Annotated in this window: 15 protein-coding genes; 12 read left to right on the top strand and 3 right to left on the bottom strand. The window is 40.3% G+C overall.

What is annotated here, in order from left to right; genetic code table 11:
* Positions 1–19 precede the first annotated feature (19 nt).
* The 10 genes from H8B21_RS11165 (at position 20) to H8B21_RS11120 (ending at position 11,989) form a co-directional block, all read left to right on the top strand.
* The gene (locus tag H8B21_RS11165; RefSeq protein ID WP_190313826.1) at positions 20–3,001 is read left to right on the top strand and encodes a SusC/RagA family TonB-linked outer membrane protein; all 2,982 of its coding nucleotides are present in this window, start codon (positions 20–22) and stop codon (positions 2,999–3,001) included.
* A 12-nt stretch (positions 3,002–3,013) separates the two neighbouring features.
* Positions 3,014–4,687 carry a RagB/SusD family nutrient uptake outer membrane protein gene (locus H8B21_RS11160; protein WP_223814971.1) on the top strand — a complete coding sequence of 558 codons (1,674 nt, stop codon included), beginning with the start codon at positions 3,014–3,016 and terminating at the stop codon, positions 4,685–4,687.
* 40 nt (positions 4,688–4,727) lie between these two features.
* A complete protein-coding gene (locus H8B21_RS11155) occupies positions 4,728–6,023 on the top strand; it encodes a histidine-type phosphatase (RefSeq protein ID WP_190313825.1) in 1,296 nt (431 codons plus the stop codon).
* Between the two features lie 198 nt (positions 6,024–6,221).
* On the top strand, positions 6,222–6,407 hold the full coding sequence (locus tag H8B21_RS11150) for a DUF1801 domain-containing protein (protein ID WP_223814970.1): 186 nt from the start codon (positions 6,222–6,224) through the stop codon (positions 6,405–6,407).
* Positions 6,408–6,505: 98 nt separating this feature from the next.
* Positions 6,506–7,252, top strand: coding sequence for a YoaK family protein (locus H8B21_RS11145; RefSeq protein ID WP_190313824.1), 747 nt, complete (start codon positions 6,506–6,508; stop codon positions 7,250–7,252).
* Positions 7,253–7,454: 202 nt separating this feature from the next.
* Positions 7,455–8,237 (top strand): substrate-binding domain-containing protein, encoded by a 783-nt coding sequence (locus H8B21_RS11140; RefSeq protein ID WP_262891554.1) that lies wholly within the window; start codon positions 7,455–7,457, stop codon positions 8,235–8,237.
* Positions 8,227–9,117, top strand: a complete 891-nt coding sequence (gene pstC / locus H8B21_RS11135) for a phosphate ABC transporter permease subunit PstC (RefSeq protein ID WP_190313822.1) — start codon at positions 8,227–8,229, stop codon at positions 9,115–9,117. The genes H8B21_RS11140 and pstC overlap by 11 nt, the downstream gene beginning before the upstream one ends.
* Positions 9,107–9,964 carry a phosphate ABC transporter permease PstA gene (pstA, locus tag H8B21_RS11130; RefSeq protein WP_190313821.1) on the top strand — a complete coding sequence of 286 codons (858 nt, stop codon included), beginning with the start codon at positions 9,107–9,109 and terminating at the stop codon, positions 9,962–9,964. The genes pstC and pstA overlap by 11 nt, the downstream gene beginning before the upstream one ends.
* Positions 9,954–10,700 carry a phosphate ABC transporter ATP-binding protein PstB gene (pstB, locus tag H8B21_RS11125; protein ID WP_190313820.1) on the top strand — a complete coding sequence of 249 codons (747 nt, stop codon included), beginning with the start codon at positions 9,954–9,956 and terminating at the stop codon, positions 10,698–10,700. The genes pstA and pstB overlap by 11 nt, the downstream gene beginning before the upstream one ends.
* A gap of 83 nt (positions 10,701–10,783) precedes the next feature.
* Positions 10,784–11,989: an NAD(P)/FAD-dependent oxidoreductase gene (locus tag H8B21_RS11120; RefSeq protein ID WP_190313819.1), complete on the top strand. Its 1,206-nt coding sequence runs from the start codon at positions 10,784–10,786 to the stop codon at positions 11,987–11,989.
* Here H8B21_RS11120 and H8B21_RS11115 read toward each other — a convergent pair whose 3' ends face one another.
* Entirely contained in the window at positions 11,990–12,589 is a 600-nt protein-coding gene (locus H8B21_RS11115; protein WP_190313818.1) for a nitroreductase family protein, read from the bottom strand.
* 112 nt (positions 12,590–12,701) lie between these two features.
* Here H8B21_RS11115 and H8B21_RS11110 point away from each other — a divergent pair, with 112 nt between their 5' ends.
* On the top strand, positions 12,702–13,181 hold the full coding sequence (locus tag H8B21_RS11110) for a GNAT family N-acetyltransferase (RefSeq protein ID WP_190313817.1): 480 nt from the start codon (positions 12,702–12,704) through the stop codon (positions 13,179–13,181).
* A gap of 28 nt (positions 13,182–13,209) precedes the next feature.
* Here H8B21_RS11110 and H8B21_RS11105 read toward each other — a convergent pair whose 3' ends face one another.
* Positions 13,210–13,596, bottom strand: coding sequence for a DoxX family protein (locus tag H8B21_RS11105; RefSeq protein ID WP_190313816.1), 387 nt, complete (start codon positions 13,594–13,596; stop codon positions 13,210–13,212).
* Positions 13,597–13,689: 93 nt separating this feature from the next.
* Between H8B21_RS11105 and H8B21_RS11100 the strand changes: the two genes are divergently transcribed.
* On the top strand, positions 13,690–14,064 hold the full coding sequence (locus H8B21_RS11100) for a hypothetical protein (RefSeq protein ID WP_223814969.1): 375 nt from the start codon (positions 13,690–13,692) through the stop codon (positions 14,062–14,064).
* 408 nt (positions 14,065–14,472) lie between these two features.
* Here H8B21_RS11100 and rnr read toward each other — a convergent pair whose 3' ends face one another.
* A complete protein-coding gene (rnr, locus tag H8B21_RS11095; protein WP_190313814.1) occupies positions 14,473–16,602 on the bottom strand; it encodes a ribonuclease R in 2,130 nt (709 codons plus the stop codon).
* Positions 16,603–16,832 lie beyond the last annotated feature (230 nt).

Raw genomic sequence — 16,832 nt, 5'->3', positions numbered from 1 at the left:
TCTATAAAAACGAAAACTTATGAAGTTAAAACTTTATGTATTCCGTAAGTCTTATTTAAGTCTAGTAACCCTTGTGGTAGGACTGTTGTTTTTTGACTATGCAACAGCTCAGGTAGACCAGCAGGTTTCTATCACGGGAAGGGTAATTGATGCCTTGTCTAACCAACCGCTGGAAGGTGCAACGATAAAACGGAAAGGTGCATCAGAAGCGACTTCTTCTGATGGGACGGGAAATTTTAAATTAATGGTTTCGGCAGGGTCGATTATCACGGTTTCTTATACAGGATATGTGCAAGAAGAAATAACCGTAGATTATCCTGCGGAAAACCTTATTGTCGCAATGACCTCGGAATCAGAGCAGTTGGACGATGTGGTGGTAATCGGGTATGGAACGGTAAGGAAAGGGGATGTAACGGGTTCCTTGACAACCATAAAGCCTGATGAAAAAAACAGGGGGATACAGCTTAAAGCTGAAGATGCGCTTGTCGGAAAGGTAGCGGGTGTTAATATTGTGCCGGCAAGTGGCGCACCGGGAAGCAGTAGTACCATCCGCATCCGTATGGGAGCTTCGCTATCCGCTACTAATGATCCGTTGATCGTCATTGATGGTGTGCCAGTGAGCAATGTCGCATTAGATGCGATCAATCCCAACGATATTGAGACATTTACTGTCCTTAAAGATGCCTCGGCAACCGCTATTTATGGTTCCAGAGCCTCCAACGGTGTGATCATTGTTACAACAAAGAAAGGTAGTCTCGGTGCTACAAAACCTTCATTTTCCTATAATTCAAACTTTAGCTTGAGTAAGCCCGGCGGATATTTTGATGTGTTGGATGCCGATGCCTACCGCACCGCATTCCAACAACACGCCAATGCACCCGATGGTTTTGAATTGGGGAATGCAGCTACAGACTGGCAACGCGAGATCTTCCGCAATGCAGGTGGTATGGACCACAATTTTTCTGTAACGGGTGCGACAGCAACCATGCCGTATCGTTTATCGGTAGGGCATCTGGATCAAAATGGCACGTTGATAGCGAACAATTTTAAGCGTACAAATGCCGCTATTGGTCTTGCACCGAAATTTTTTGACAATCACCTTTCAGTTGATGTAAACCTAAAAGGTAGTATCCAGCGCAATAGATCTGTTTCGGAAGGAAGTATCGGTAGTGCGATTGGTTTTGATCCGACAAGACCGGTATATGAAAGCTATGCATCCGAGATGGGTTTAGGATATTATATGTGGATGGACAGCGGTGTACCTATTGTGCTTGCACCAAGCAATCCGCTATCGGATCTGGAACTTCCTGACCGTCTTGAAAAAACAAGACAATCTACCGGAAATATCGCGTTGGATTATAAAATACATGGATTTGAAGATCTCCGTATAAATGTCAATACCGGCTATGATATACGGGAAAATAAATATGATGAAATGATTCCGCAGTATGCTCCTTCGATGTATACGGGTAATTTAAACGACGGTACCGGACGCATAAGCCATCGTAATGGTCTTCAGCGGAATTATCTATTCAATACTTACCTTAACTATAACAAAGATTTCGGAGGTAACCACCATATCGATGCCATGGGCGGATACGAATGGCAACGATTCTGGTACAACGAACGTACACCTGTTGCAACAGATTTAGATCATAATCCTATTTCCAGCGACGTAGAGCGATACGATGAACAGGAACTTTATCTTCTTTCGTTCTTTGGACGGCTAAACTATTCATTTGCCCAAAAGTTCATGTTGACGGCAACCTTGCGTGCAGATGCCTCTTCGAGATTCGCCAAAGATAACCGATGGGGTTATTTCCCATCCGTTGCCGCTGCCTACCGCCTTTCGGACGAGCCCTTTTTACAAGACAACACCTGGTTGTCTGATCTTAAAGTTCGGTTGAGCTATGGTGAAACCGGTCAGCAGGATATCGGTAATTATTATGTCCATCTGGCGGATTATTCGGCATCTTATAACAACGCACAATATCTGTTTGGAAATCGGTGGATAACCATGTACAGGCCTAATGGCTCTGACCCCAATATTCGCTGGGAAACTACCGGCACCTGGAATGCCGGGTTAGATTATGGATTCCTAAATAACCGTATACAAGGTACGGTAGATGTATATAAACGTTATACACGTGATTTGTTGAATACGATTTTCGTACCGGCGGGAAGTAATTTTACCAGTGTGCTCAGTACGAATATCGGTGATATGGAAAGCCAGGGATTCGAACTGGGTATCAATACGGTACCTGTTCGTAATAGTGACTGGGAGTGGACATTGTCCGGTAATTTCTCTTATGGAACGGCTAAAATTACGAAACTGAATACCATCGATACCGAAGATAATTATGTCATGACGGGAAATGCAGGAGGAACGGGACGGTACTTGCAAGTACATATGGTCAACGAAACGCCAAACACCTTCTTTTTATTGCAGCAAGCTTATGACGATCAGGGAAACCCATTGGACGGACAGTATGTGGCGAAAGATGGCTCATTGACCTCCAGCGAAGCGGATGCAAATAAATATGTGACAGATAAAAGTTCGCGCGTTCCATATTTCTACGGTCTTTCAACACGGGTCAATTACAAAGATTGGGATTTTGGTTTGAACGGACACGGTAGCTTTGGAAACTATGTATATAATTACCAGCAAGCATCGATCTCCATGGATGATCTTTTTACAGCGAACAGGGTGTCGAGCAACATCACACCGCAGACGTTAGCGAATCAATTTACCCAACAGCGGATCTACTCCGATCACTTTTTGGAAAAAGGAGGGTTTTTCCGAATCGATAATATTACCGTTGGTCGCGTATTCCAGAACCTATGGAACAATAACAGCTCCCTTCGTATAGCATTAAGTGCGCAGAATGTAGCCACCTTTACCGGGTATTCCGGGCTTGATCCCGAAATTTTTGACGGTATTGACAGAAATACCTACGTGCGCCCAAGAATTTATACCATGTCATTAAACCTGAATTTTTAAATAAAGATTGTTATGAAGATGAAACCTATATATAAAATAGCAGCTGCGGCGTTGATGTTCTCTTTTACATCTTGTCTAAAAGACTTGGACACCTTGCCCTTGGACCACAATCGTTTGGTGGCAGAAGATGTATATGCGACGCCTGAAGGTTACGAAGGGATCTTGGCTAAATGTTATGGTTCGCTTATCATGACTGGTCAAACCGGCCCGGATGGTAATCGTGACGTACCAAATATCGATGAAGGATATAGCGGATTTACGAGGGCTCTGTTTTATCTGCAAGTAGGAGGTACGGATGAAATTGCTGTACACGCTGGCGGTAGCCACGGTACCCGGGATATTCTCTTTATGAATTGGGATGCGTCTACGAAGGTGGTAAGTTATCCGTACTATCGGCTTTATATGACCATCAATTACTGTAACGAGTTGCTGCGTGAAACAACAGAAGAGAAATTGCGGGATAGAGGAGTGTATGAAGCGCTAGCGAATGAATATGAATATTACCGTGCAGAAGCACGTTTCATCCGGGCGTATTGCTATACGGTTATTTGTGACCTCTATGGTTCAGGTCCTTTTGTGGACGAAAATAGTGTAGTAGGAGAAAATCCGAATCAGCGGACGAGGAGGGAGATTTATGATTATGCCGTTGCAGAAGCCGAGGCTGCGGCAGATTTACTTAAAGCCCCGAAATCCAATGTATATGGACGTGTAGACAAAGTTGCTGCCTGGTTTTTATTGTCGCGGATTTATCTGAACGCGGAAGCTTGGGTAGGTGAAAATGAATATGAGAAAGCCTATCAGAATGCGAAAAAAGTGATCGATGATGGTTCCTATCCGTTGGATAAGGACTACCGGCATATTTTTCTGGCAGATAACCATACTGCCAGTGAAATTATTTGGCCGTTGGTACAGGATGAAGACCATTCTCCCGGACATGCCGGAACAAATTTTATGGTCAAAGCCCTCGTGAACGGCGTCATGAATAACTATTATCCTACTGGTGTTGGTGCACGCGGATGGGGAAATGCGCGGGTGAAAACACAATTGGTGAATCTTTTCGACGTGCAAGACCAGACATTTGACGCAAATGATATCTGGGGGAATAATAAAAAAGATAAACGGGCGCAGTTTTTCACCATTGGACATACGAAAGAAACGTGGCGATCCGGTCAAGCTTTTCAAAACGATTTTAATACAGGATATGCCAGTATCAAATGGCGTAATGTGTTGAAAGACGGAACAGACCTCGATGCCACTTATACAACGATTGACTTTCCGATGTTCCGTACGGCGGATGCCTATTTGATGGCCGCAGAAACTATTTTAAGAGGAGCTAGCGGTTCTCGTGCAGAAGCGCTGGAGTATGTCAACGAAATTCGTGATCGTGCTTACCTGTCGGGTAGTTATGGTACCTCAGCATCTGGACAGATTACAGATAGCCAGCTTACATTGGATTTTATATTAGACGAACGGGCGAGAGAGTTGCATACAGAACTTGTAAGAAGAACAGACCTTATCCGATTCAATAAATATACGAGTGGATACAACTGGGACTGGAAGGGAAGTGATGGCAATGCTGGAAACCATGTTGGTAAAGATGTTTCTGCCAAATATAAGTTATATCCAATTCCACAAGATGAGTTTACGGTGAATCCAAATCTGGCGCAGAATCCAGATTACAATTAATGCTGATTTCACATTTAGTTTTAGAAAGATACATAAGAAAATGAGGTTAAAATATTTGTTTGCATGTTTATCATGGTTTAGTATATTGTTCAGTTGGGCGCAGACATCTCCCAAAGAAGTATTTGATAAAGTTGAGCGGAGTGGAGGTGTCTATTATGCTTACCCCTATCAGGAGATAGGGGTGCATAGCGCTCCCCCTAAAGGATACAAACCGTTTTACATTAGTCATTTAGGTAGACATGGTTCCCGTTATCTTATTGATGATGCGGACTATAAAAATACGTTGGATTTATTGGCATCCGCCGAATCGCAAAGTGCGCTCACCCCTTTGGGAAAGGATGTCTATCATCGCTTGTTGAAAGTATGGGATGAGGTGGAGTGGAGAGGTGGAGATTTATCACCACGAGGTGTACGGGAGCAGCGGGGGATAGCAGAAAGAATGTTCGAAAGGTATCCAGAGGTATTTCGTGACGAAGCAAATATCACGGCATACTCCACGACGATTGTCCGTTGTGTATTAAGTATGGATGCTTTTAGCGAAAGACTAAAAGAATCTAACCCGAAGCTACACATATATCGGGATGCCAGTGTGTTCCATCAACGATATTTAAATCACCACACAGAAGAAGCTATCGCTTTTCGTTCAGCTAAAGATACTTGGCGGGAAGAGTATCGTAAATTTGAAGATCAGCATATACAACCCGATGCATTGATGACAAGATTGTTTTCTGATAGCAACTTTGTACGGAAGAAAGTTAATCCAAAAGAGGTGATGATAGCACTTTTTGAGATTGCCAATAATATGCAAAATATAGAAACGGATGTCTCTTTCTACGATATTTTTGAAAAACAGGAATTATTCGATCTTTGGCAGTGTAAAAATTACAAACTGTATGTGAATGATGCGAATGCTGCGCTTAACGGAGGGCTAATGTTTGAAAACTGTAAACCTTTGCTGAAACAAATGATAGCAGATGCCGAAAATATGATAGATAATGGAGGCTATGGTGCTAATTTTCGCTTTGCACATGATGGTAATATTATTCCGCTGGTCATGCTGTTGCATCTGAAAGATACCTATAACAGCGTTGATAATCCGGCAGATTTCTATAAAGCGTGGAGTGATTTTAAGATAGCACCTATGGCTGGAAATGTACAACTCGTATTCTATAAACACGAGAAAACAAAGGATATATTGGTTAAGTTTCTTTTACATGAGAACGAAATCACCGTTCCACCGATAGCCGGACAAAACTTGCCTTATTATTATCGCTGGGAAGATGTGAAAGCTTTCTATCTTTCTCTTATTAATGAGGGGCAGCCGAAAAGCAAATAGTAGAAGAGATATCACATAAATTTAATATCATGGGTCCATAAAACCCATGGCCGTCTAAATGAAGTGCCGCTGTATAACAACGGTACTTTTTTTGTGAAAGCGTCCTATAAAGTGTAGTAGGATTTTTATGTTATACTCGGTGACTGTAATTCAGAGAGGTTTTGTATTTTTAATCATAAATCCAAAACAGGATATTAAATGGCAGAGCTAAATACCAAACAATACGATTCGGATGTCGTTGGATTTAGCCAATATCATTATAAGTCCGATAAAAGTAAACAAGAAGGAGATTGGCCATTGGTCGGTTTTTCGCCAAGAAAAGCCGCAATTTCGCTATACGTTTATAGCGGTTGCAGCGTACAAGATGAGCAGTTCTACGATTGAGTTTCTTCAATCTAAATATGAGCACCTTCCTATGTCTCCACGGCATAGTGATTAGATTCCTATATAAAAGTTGTGTATCTTAGGCGAAAAAGGGCATCATGTTTAGGCATCGGGATAGAGGGCGTACATATTACCATAACGTACGTTTGGCGGCACTATTGTCAACAGTGGCGGGTACAGTAAATATAGTCGGCTTACTGTCACTTAAAACATTGACAACAAATGTAACAGGACATTTTGCTTATTTTTCAGAAGGATTGTTTTTGAAAAACTATACGTTAGCTTTTACGAGTGTATTATATGTGCTGTTTTTTTTTGTCGGGGCGTTTGTGGCCAATTCAACGATGGAACTAACATCCAAAAATAAATCACATTTCTCCTATATGTTGCCCATTTCGTTAGAAATTATATGCCTTGCTGTTGTCGCTTTTTCCGATCTGCTACTATCGAATATTTTATTACCCTTAGGCTGTATATTGTTGTTTACTATGGGAATGCAGAATGCATTGGTTACCAAAATATCGGGATCTGTTGTTCGCACTACCCATTTGACGGGTTTATTCACCGATATGGGGATTGAACTTTCCCAAATGCTATTCTATAAGAAGGATAGTGAGCGTTCTCGGTTAAAAAAAAATGTATTCCTGCGGGTAATCATTATAAGTGGATTTTTCATTGGCGGCGTTATTGGCGCATTGCTCCATAAAGAGTATCATCTGCGAACCCTGTTGATTCCTGTTGGAATGCTTATACTAGCAATCTATTACGATAGAATGCTTCTCAACTATTACCATTGGAGAAAAAAAATAAAGCTGGTTTCTCGAAAAAAACGAATGAAGCAATAGTTGCCACAATTAACCTATTTATTACGTAAAATTTATATTAAAGGAAGAGAAGTATGACCTTAATATTAAATTAACAATTTGTTAATATGTGTTTTTCATCTTTGTAAAGATGAAACAGAGGCTATTAAAATTGTTTCCATACATAGGACTGGTTGTAACATTGCTATCTATTTCTTGCAGCAATAGCAACAACTCAATAAAAATGAAGGGCTCGGATACAGAGGTTAATCTTGCTGTTAATCTTGCGGAGAAATTTACGGAGCAAGATCCGACTTTTAGCATTGCCATTTCGGGTGGTGGATCTGGATTGGGTATAACCTCACTTTTAAATGGACAGGCAGATATCGCGAACTCATCTAGACCCCTTTCCGAAGAAGAAGAACAACAGTTTAAAGAAAAAAAAATTGCATTGAAAACGGTCGTCTTTGCGGAAGATGCCACAGCTTTCGTTGTTCATAAAGATCTGCCGATAGATGAAATTGACGTCGAAACGTTGGCGAAAATTTTAAGTGGTGAAATTCGAAATTGGTCGGAATTGGCCAACGTATACTACCCTATTAATATTTATGGTCGCCAAAGTAGTTCAGGTACACATTCTTTTATTAAGAAAAAGCTAACGATCGAATTTTCTAATGCAGCTAAAGAAATGACGGGAAATGCCCAAATTATTGAAGGAGTAAAAGCAGATAAAACGGGAATAGGGTATGTAGGAGCAGGCTATGTGGCTCATGACCCTTTAGCAACTCAAGGAATAAAAGTGTTGGAGATTATGGAAAAGAAAGGAGAGAAAGCAGTTTCTCCCTTGGACGAGGAAGCAATTAATAAAGGTGCCTATTTTTTTCAACGACCCTTGTACCAGTTTGTCTTAGCTGAATCCTGGGAGAAAGTTCGTCCTTTTATTGCTTTTGAAAGAAGTACCATAGGTAGAAAGCTCATCGAAGATCATGGATATTATATATTAGACAGTCAAGAAGATGAAATATAAGACCCGTTTATCCTTAGATATTCTTTTTAAAATTGTATTTAAAGGGACAGGACTGTTGGTTTTAATATTATTAGGAGGTATCCTAGCTATGTTGGTATATAACTCGTTTTCATTTTTTATAGACGTAAAACCATTAGACTTTATCACTGGCATGGAATGGAGTCCAACAGCCAAGGTTCCAAAATATGGCATGTTGCCTCTAGTGCTCAGTACGACGATAGTTACTTTTGGTGCAATGCTTATTGCTATTCCACTGGGGATAGGTACGGCAGCTTATATTGCCGAATATGCCACTCCGCGTGTGAAAAATTTATTGAAACCTGCTATTGAAATGTTGGCAGCAGTTCCTTCTGTTGTGATAGGTTTTCTAGGGATCGTAGTTGTAAGCCCAGGTATAGCAAACCTAGCAGATCTCTCCAATGGATTGAATGCCTTGAATGGAGCCATTTTACTAGCGGTAATGGCACTGCCGACTATTATTACCATAGCGGAAGATGCTATACACGCTGTACCCCAAACATATAAAGAAGCCAGTTACGCGGTAGGAGCAACGAAATGGCAAACGCTTCGCAAGGTAATTATTCCGGCGGCTGCTCCTGGCATTATCGCTGCAGTCATGTTAGGGGTCGGTCGGGCTATTGGCGAGACAATGACTGTTTTGATGGCAACAGGGAATGCCGCTATTTTGCCGACAGGTATGTTTGACTCTGTCAAAACAATGACAGCCACCATCGCCATAGAGATGGGAGAGGTTCCTTATCAAACTACACATTATTTTGCACTTTACGCCATTGCCACGGTATTGTTCTTAATGACATTGGCCGCAAATATGTTGGGTGAATATTTTATTAACCGTTTTAGAAAATATCATGCTGTTTAAACCATCGAAACTATCTACTTTTATAGAATGGGGAACGTTGTTGATAAGTACTATTTTGGTTTGCTTTTTTCTGGTTGTTGTCATTTGGGAGATTGTTTCTAAAGGAGCGGGTCAATTATCATGGGATTTCATCAGTAGGGTTCCTAGCGATGGGATGACCAAGGGCGGAATTTTAACGCCTATTATCGGTACGGTGATGTTAACGATACTCACTGCCCTATTTGCGATTCCGTTTGGTGTGTGTTGTGCTATCTATCTAAACGAATATGCGGAGAACAATTGGTTGACACGTACCATCAGAGCTTCCATCCGTAATCTTTCAGGTGTTCCCTCTATCATTTATGGATTATTTGGATTAGCCTTGTTTGTTCAAGCACTTCAATTCGGGACGTCTTTGCTAGCCGCAGGACTTACACTGGGCCTATTGTCTTTACCTTATATTATTACAACTACAGAAGAAGCGCTGTTGCGAATTCCTAATAGTACTAGAGAAGCAGCATTGGCCGTGGGCGCAACCAAATTTGAGACAATTAAAGATGTGGTATTGCCTTCTGCTATGCCGGGTATACTAACAGGCGTCGTGCTTACGCTGTCACGTGCTGCGGGGGAAACAGCTCCAATATTGTTCACCGGAGCAGCGTTCTATATCAATAACTCCAGTGGTTATCTGAATCAAGAGTTTATGGCTTTACCTTACCATCTCTATATGCTTTCTACGCAACATCAATCCATTGATGAAGTACGGCCTATCGCCTATGGAACTGCGTTGGTATTGATTATTGTTGTATTTCTTATGAATTTGACCGCCTTCTATATTCGATTTAAATACAGGAAAAATGAAAGTTAAGTTGTCTGCTGAAAAGCTCAATATAAGTTTTGGAACCAAACAAGTACTGAAAAATATCGATATACAATTTGTCGAAAATGAAATAACCGCTTTAATAGGTCCATCTGGTTGTGGAAAGAGTACGTTATTGCGTTCCTTTAACAGGATGCACGATCTCTCCGCTGATGCCAAGATTACGGGCACACTAAAGTTGGAGGATTTAGACTTATACTCCAGATCAGTTCCTGTTACAGAGATACGGAAGAGAATAGGTATGGTCTTTCAAAAAGCGAATCCTTTTCCTAAGAGTATTTATGAGAATATAGCTTATGGCTTGCGTATCAATAATCTGCCGTGTGATAGATCAATCGTGGAGAAAGCCTTGCGGGAGGCTTTTCTTTGGGAGGAAGTTAAAAACGATTTGAAGATGCCTGCAACGCGTCTTTCGGGCGGTCAGCAACAACGTTTATGTATAGCTAGAGCCGTGGCTTTACGGCCAGAAGTGATTCTAATGGACGAGCCGTGTTCGGCACTTGATCCTGTTAGTACACTGAAAATTGAAGAATTGATTGTGTACCTAAAAAAGAAGTATACCATTATTATCGTGACGCACAATATGCAGCAGGCCCAACGTATTGCAGACAAAACGGTATTCTTATATCTGGGAGAAATCAAAGAAGAGGGGTCTACCCGTAAGATTTTTGACTTTCCGGAAAATGAAATGACTGCCAATTATATTCATGGTCAGTTTGGATAGGAAGGACTAGTTTTAAAATTGTATGGGAGAAGTCATTAAAACTATTGATTTATAATTTTGTTATAGGATATAAATCGATATTTATGGACTTAAAATCTAACGAACCATTTTGGTTAGTTAAAAATGGTGTGATAAACAGCTTTCCATCATTAAGGGAAAATGCCGTATGTGATGTCTTGGTCGTGGGCGGTGGTATTACAGGAAGCTTAATTGCACATCAATGTGTACAGGATGGTTTTAAAACGGTGCTGATTGATAAACGGGAAGTAGCCAATGGTAGTTCGTCGGCAACGACTTCGATGCTCCAATATGAAATTGACACACCATTGTATAAGCTGATCGAAATGATCGGAGAAAAAGGTGCTGTAGCGAGTTACAAAGCCTGCTCACAAGCGATAGATCAATTAGGTGAAATTGCCCATAAATTAAAATCTAAGGCTGGTTTTATCAAAAAAGATTCTCTTTATTTTGCTGCTTTGAAAAAGGATGTCGCATGGCTAACGCGGGAATTTGAAGCAAGAAAGAAAGTAGGGTTTGACGTGAAATGGATGGAGGCTGATGATGTCCTCAAGAAATACAACTTGCAAAAGGCATATGGCGGTATATTGTCCAAACAAGGCGCGAGCATAGATGCCTTTCTATTTGTTCACGAAATGCTGGCGTACAATGTTAAAAAAGGTTTGGAGGTATACGATAAAACCGAACTTGCCAACGTCACATACAAGGTGCGTCAGAACGAAGTGACACTAAACACCGGAGCTAAAATTAAATGTAAGAAAATTGTGTACTGCGTAGGGTATGAAAGCGCGACCATGATAAAAGAAAAATTTGTTGATCTCGTCAGTACGTATGCAATTGTTTCGGAAATGATACCCGAGGAAAGTAGAAAATATAAGGATATACTGCTCTGGAATACGGCGGACCCTTATCATTATATGCGAACAACGGACGACGGTCGAATGCTTATCGGTGGAGAAGATGAAGAGTTTAGAAACCCGCAGCAACGTGATTCCTTAATTGGGAATAAAGAACAGAAATTGCTTAAATCAGTTGAAAAATATCTCCCTAACCTTCCGTTCTATCCGGATTTTGCATGGGCAGGTACTTTCGGTACAACCAAGGACAGTTTACCGTATATCGGCGAACATAAGGATTTTAAAAATTCCTATTTCGTTTTAGGGTTTGGCGGCAACGGCATTACTTTTTCTGTTACGGGAATGGAAATGGTTTCCAACTGGTTGAAAGGAAAGAAACACCTATTGACGCCTTACTTCGCGTTCGGACGGTAGTTATATACTCTCCACTACCTCCTCTAGCGGTCGCCGGAATTTTGGTTTGAACGTAGGTTGATTAAAATCCGCCACATCCCTACGGCCTATCACAGCTGCAAACAGTGCTGTATATCCATCATATTTCAATATTTTGTTATACTCATCTGGTTGAATACCCTCCATAGGAGTCGAATCAATACCCATGCTTGCGCAGGCGGCTAGAAAAAAGCCCAACGAAAGGTAAACTTGATGCTGCATCCAATTTTTGATGCCGGCTTCACCTAATGATTTTACACGTTGATTGTAGAAGTTTGTAGCGGTTTCGGGTAATTGCGAGAGGTTCTCGTTCTCAAATTTTTCTACGTTATCAATTACACTGAATACAACTAAATGGCTTGCTTGCTCGATTTTTTCCAGATTGTGGTATGATACTGTCGCCAAGGCACTTTTGATTTTTGTATCGGAGATAAACGTAAACTTCCACGGTTGGCTATTGATAGAGGAGGGGCTTAACCGTAAGATTTGCGTCAATTGTTGAACGATATCTTCTGATAGTTTTTCGTTTGGATTATATTGTTTTGTGCTATATCTGTTTTTGGCAATGTCTAAAAAATGCATACGTTGAAATGTTATTAATTGTTTATGTTTGGCAAAGCTAATTATTTCGTCTTTTGGATATAGATACCAAATGTTTAAATAATGTAATTTCAATATATATATAACTTTTCTTATGCTTCAACTTCTAAAATATAAATGGGAAGATTTACATGATTACCGTTCGTTAGTTGCGGACGATCATGTCATGAAATACATTACAGGAAAGGGGATGTCGGAAGAACAAGCCAGAGAAAAATTTATGTCAATTATGCAGATTAATGAAGAAGATGATTTGCTGGGCTATTTTAAAGTTATAGATTACCATGCTGGATTGATTGGAGATTGTAAGCTCGTAAGATATAAATATGACCGTTCTATATTGGAAATGGGATATCTCTTAAAACACGCTTTTTGGAGAAAGGGCTTCGGAACAAAAATATGCGAAAAACTTTTGGAACGAGCTACGGAGATAGCACCTAATGACAATATCATCGGGGTTATAGATCCCGATAATATTGCATCACGCCGATTGTTAGAAAAATTTGGATTTAAAAGCTATTTTGTAGGAGAGGAAGACGGCATTCCTACAGAAAAACTTGTTCTTTGCAAATAATCGGTAGAAAATATCTTTTTTTGCTACGTCAAGGTCGTGCGATTAAATGACGGTTCACCTTCTGATTGTAGATATAGGAGACTGCAAGTATAGCCCCGATGATAATCGGCAATAAAATAAACCCAATATTGCCATCGACTACTATATGGCTTAGGGCAGCAAAAATTAAATTAAAGGTCAAGCCGGCATATGCCCATTCCCTTATTTTTGGGTGTAGACTAGGGATGATTAAGGCTGTTGCCCCTAACACTTTGCAGACCATAAGCGAATATGCAAAATAATCAGGATATCCCAAAGGTTTTGTGCCGACATTGAATTGTTCGGGAGCAAAAATTAGCGAACTCAGTGGCATCACGGCTTCAAACAGGAATATGAAAATTGTTGAAGCCCAAAAAATAATTTTATCTCTTTTCATGTTATTTATTTTTGGTCATCTAAGCTACGGGCATTTTTAGATGATAAACTTTACATAGGGCAAGAAATTTGTATATTTAAACAGAACAACACTTTGAAGTTATTATCGACCTCTATGTTTACAATTGATAAGCAGACTCTTTCTGATTTAAATGCGGTGAGTTGGAACGCTTCCAGCCTGTTGGATTTTTTTGATAATACCATTACTGTTGGAGGAAGAGACGTCCTGTATGATTATTTTCTCCATCCGCTGAATGATCAAGAACAAATTCAGCATAGACAAGAAGCGATAGCTTATCTTGCTAAGATAAATATAGACAAGCTCCTCGATAAATATATGATGGATGATCTGGAGCGATACCTCAATCTACCCCAAGAACTACATTCCCAAAGTCAATTTTTTCATTATCTGGATAAGCTATCCACCAACTTGGTCTCTCAATTACGAAAAAGAACAGCTGTTGATTAAGCAGTCTATTGGTGAAATAGCACAAATTTTAGTAAATATTTTCACACTTTTTGAGGATGCTCGATGTTCAGGGAAACCCATAGGGCTCCTGAAAGCGTTATCCGATTCGTTCCGTGAGTTATCGAAAGATTTTGATGTAGAGGAGTTAAAAGAAGTTTCTCTAGGTAAAAATAGACTTCATACTGTCATAAAATATGATTACATTTTTAGGAACATAAAAAAAAGCAACATAAGAGAGTGCTTTGTGATTTGGTATACGGTGGATGCTTTACGGAGTGTATCAAAATCATTTAGTAAAAATACTAGTTTTTCCAAAGTTTGTAACAAAAGGAGAAGGTTTAAGCAAGTTAAGTCGGGTAAGTAACTTTTCCAAAGTTCGAAACTTTGGAAAAGTCATGAAGTTATTTCCTATGATACCAATGTAAAATCAATCTGTCTTTTTTCTAGATCGACCTTTTTTACCTTAATCTGTACTTCATCTCCAAGCTGATATTTCTTTTTCTTCCGTTGGCCGATGATGGCATAGTTTTTTTCGTCAAGCGTGTAGAAATCGTCCGTGATATCGCGTAGACGTACCATGCCCTCACATTTATTTTCCTGAATTTCCACATACATACCCCATTCGGTGACACCCGATACGATCCCTGTGTATTCTACGCCGATCTGGTCTTCCAGAAATTCTGCCTGTTTATATTTAATAGAAGCACGTTCCGCTTCGGCAGCCCTTTTCTCCATTTGGGAGGAGTGCTCTGCTAGTTTTTCGTAATGCTCTGCATTGATTTTCTTGCCACCTTCTAGATAAAATTGCAATAGACGGTGTACCATGACGTCCGGATAACGACGGATAGGGGAGGTGAAATGTGTATAATAATCGAAAGCAAGCCCATAGTGGCTGCTGCTTTTAGTCGTATAAATAGCTTTTGCCATGGAGCGGATAGCGAGTGTCGTTAAGAGGTTCTGTTCTTTCGTTCCCTCGATTTTTGTCATAAGCGCATTCAGTGACTTGGCGGCTTCTTTGTCTGTTCTGATGGTCAGTTTATGTCCAAATCGTGAAGCAAATTGCGAGAAGGTGGTCAATGTTTCAAGATTGGGGTTGTCGTGAAACCGATAAACAAATGTCAGTTTATTTTTACCTTTTCCTTGTTTTCCGATATACTCCGCAACTTTCCGGTTGGCAAGAAGCATGAAATCTTCTATAAGCTTATGCGCATCTTTTCGCTCTTTGGTATAGACGCCTAAAGGTTTTCCTTTTTCGTCTAGATGGAATTTAACCTCTTCACTTTCGAAGCTGATGGCGCCGTTCTTAAACTTGCGCTCCCGTAAAATATAGGCAAGTTCATTTATTTTAAGGATTTCGGGAGCATGATCTCCTTGTTTGGTTTCAATGACCTCCTGCGCTTCCTCATAGCTAAAACGACGATTGGAGTTGATAACCGTGCGCCCAAACCATTGGTTTAAAACGTTTGCCTTGTCGTCCATTTCGAATACAGCGGAAAAACAGAGCTTATCCTCGTTTGGGCGTAGAGAACATACACCATTTGATAAACGTTCGGGAAGCATAGGGATAACACGGTCAACCAAATATACAGATGTGCCCCGTTCAAAAGCTTCCTTATCTAACAGGGAATCCGGCTGCACATAATGGGAAACGTCGGCAATATGGACACCTATCTCGTAATTTCCATTATCCAGTGTTTGGAAAGAAATAGCATCATCAAAATCCTTTGCATCAAACGGGTCTATGGTGAATGTAAGGATATCACGGAAATCACGCCTTTTCTTTATTTCGTCTGAGGGTATTTGTTCAGGGATAGCGTTAGCCTCTGCTTCTACCTGAGCGGGGAATGATAGGGGGAAGCCAAAGTCTGCAAGAATAGCATTCATTTCGGTGTCGTTTTCCCCTTTTTTACCTAGAATACTTTTAACTTTTCCGATCGGATTTTTAGCATTCTTTGGCCACTCGACAATTGACACAACAACTTTCTCTCCGTGTTGAGCGCCATTTAGATTATCCAATGGAACGAATATATCATGAATCATCTTTCTATCGTCGGGTAGAAAAAATGCATACGATTTGGAAATGTCTATCGTTCCGGTGAAATCTGTTTTTGCCCGTTGGATAATTTCGACGACTTCTCCTTCTCGCTTCCGGCCTTTTCGACGTTCGTATACATGTACTTTGACGATATCATTGTGAAGAGCCTGCCGAAGTTTTCGAGGTGCGATATGAATATCATTTTCAAGCTCATCATCGGGGACGACATACGCCGACCCATCGGCTGTCATATCGACCTTTCCTTGGATATAAACGTTCAATTGACGCAACTTAAATTTGCCGCGTTCTACTTGCAGGAATTTGCCGGATTTAGATTCGTCAGAAAGGATCTCTGCAATTGCACTTTTTGAGTCAGCATCACTAAGATTGAGTTTTGCTGCTACCTGTTTATAGTTGAGTGGCGTGTTGTTTGATTTTTCGAATATGTCGACGATAAGATGTGTCAGTACTTCTTTGTAAGCGTTCTCCTTTTTTTGTTTCATGTGTCTAAAATTATTACTCGATTCCAGTTCTCTTATTGCCAGATCTAATAGGAGATCCAACAGGAGGGAAGGATGTATGTAAGCTCCAAATGGAATGGTATCGTTGTCTCATTTATATAAACTAAGATACATAAAAATTGTTCTCTTTCTTTGCTCAAAAAATAACCTGTTTCCAGTTTAATTGTCTATGTTTTATTTTTATTCACTTTATCTGTTATAATTATTTGATA

The sequence above is a fragment of the Sphingobacterium chuzhouense genome (genome assembly GCF_014692525.1).
GTDB classification, from domain to species: domain Bacteria; phylum Bacteroidota; class Bacteroidia; order Sphingobacteriales; family Sphingobacteriaceae; genus Sphingobacterium; species Sphingobacterium chuzhouense.
This window is presented reverse-complemented; position numbering and strand designations above follow the sequence as displayed.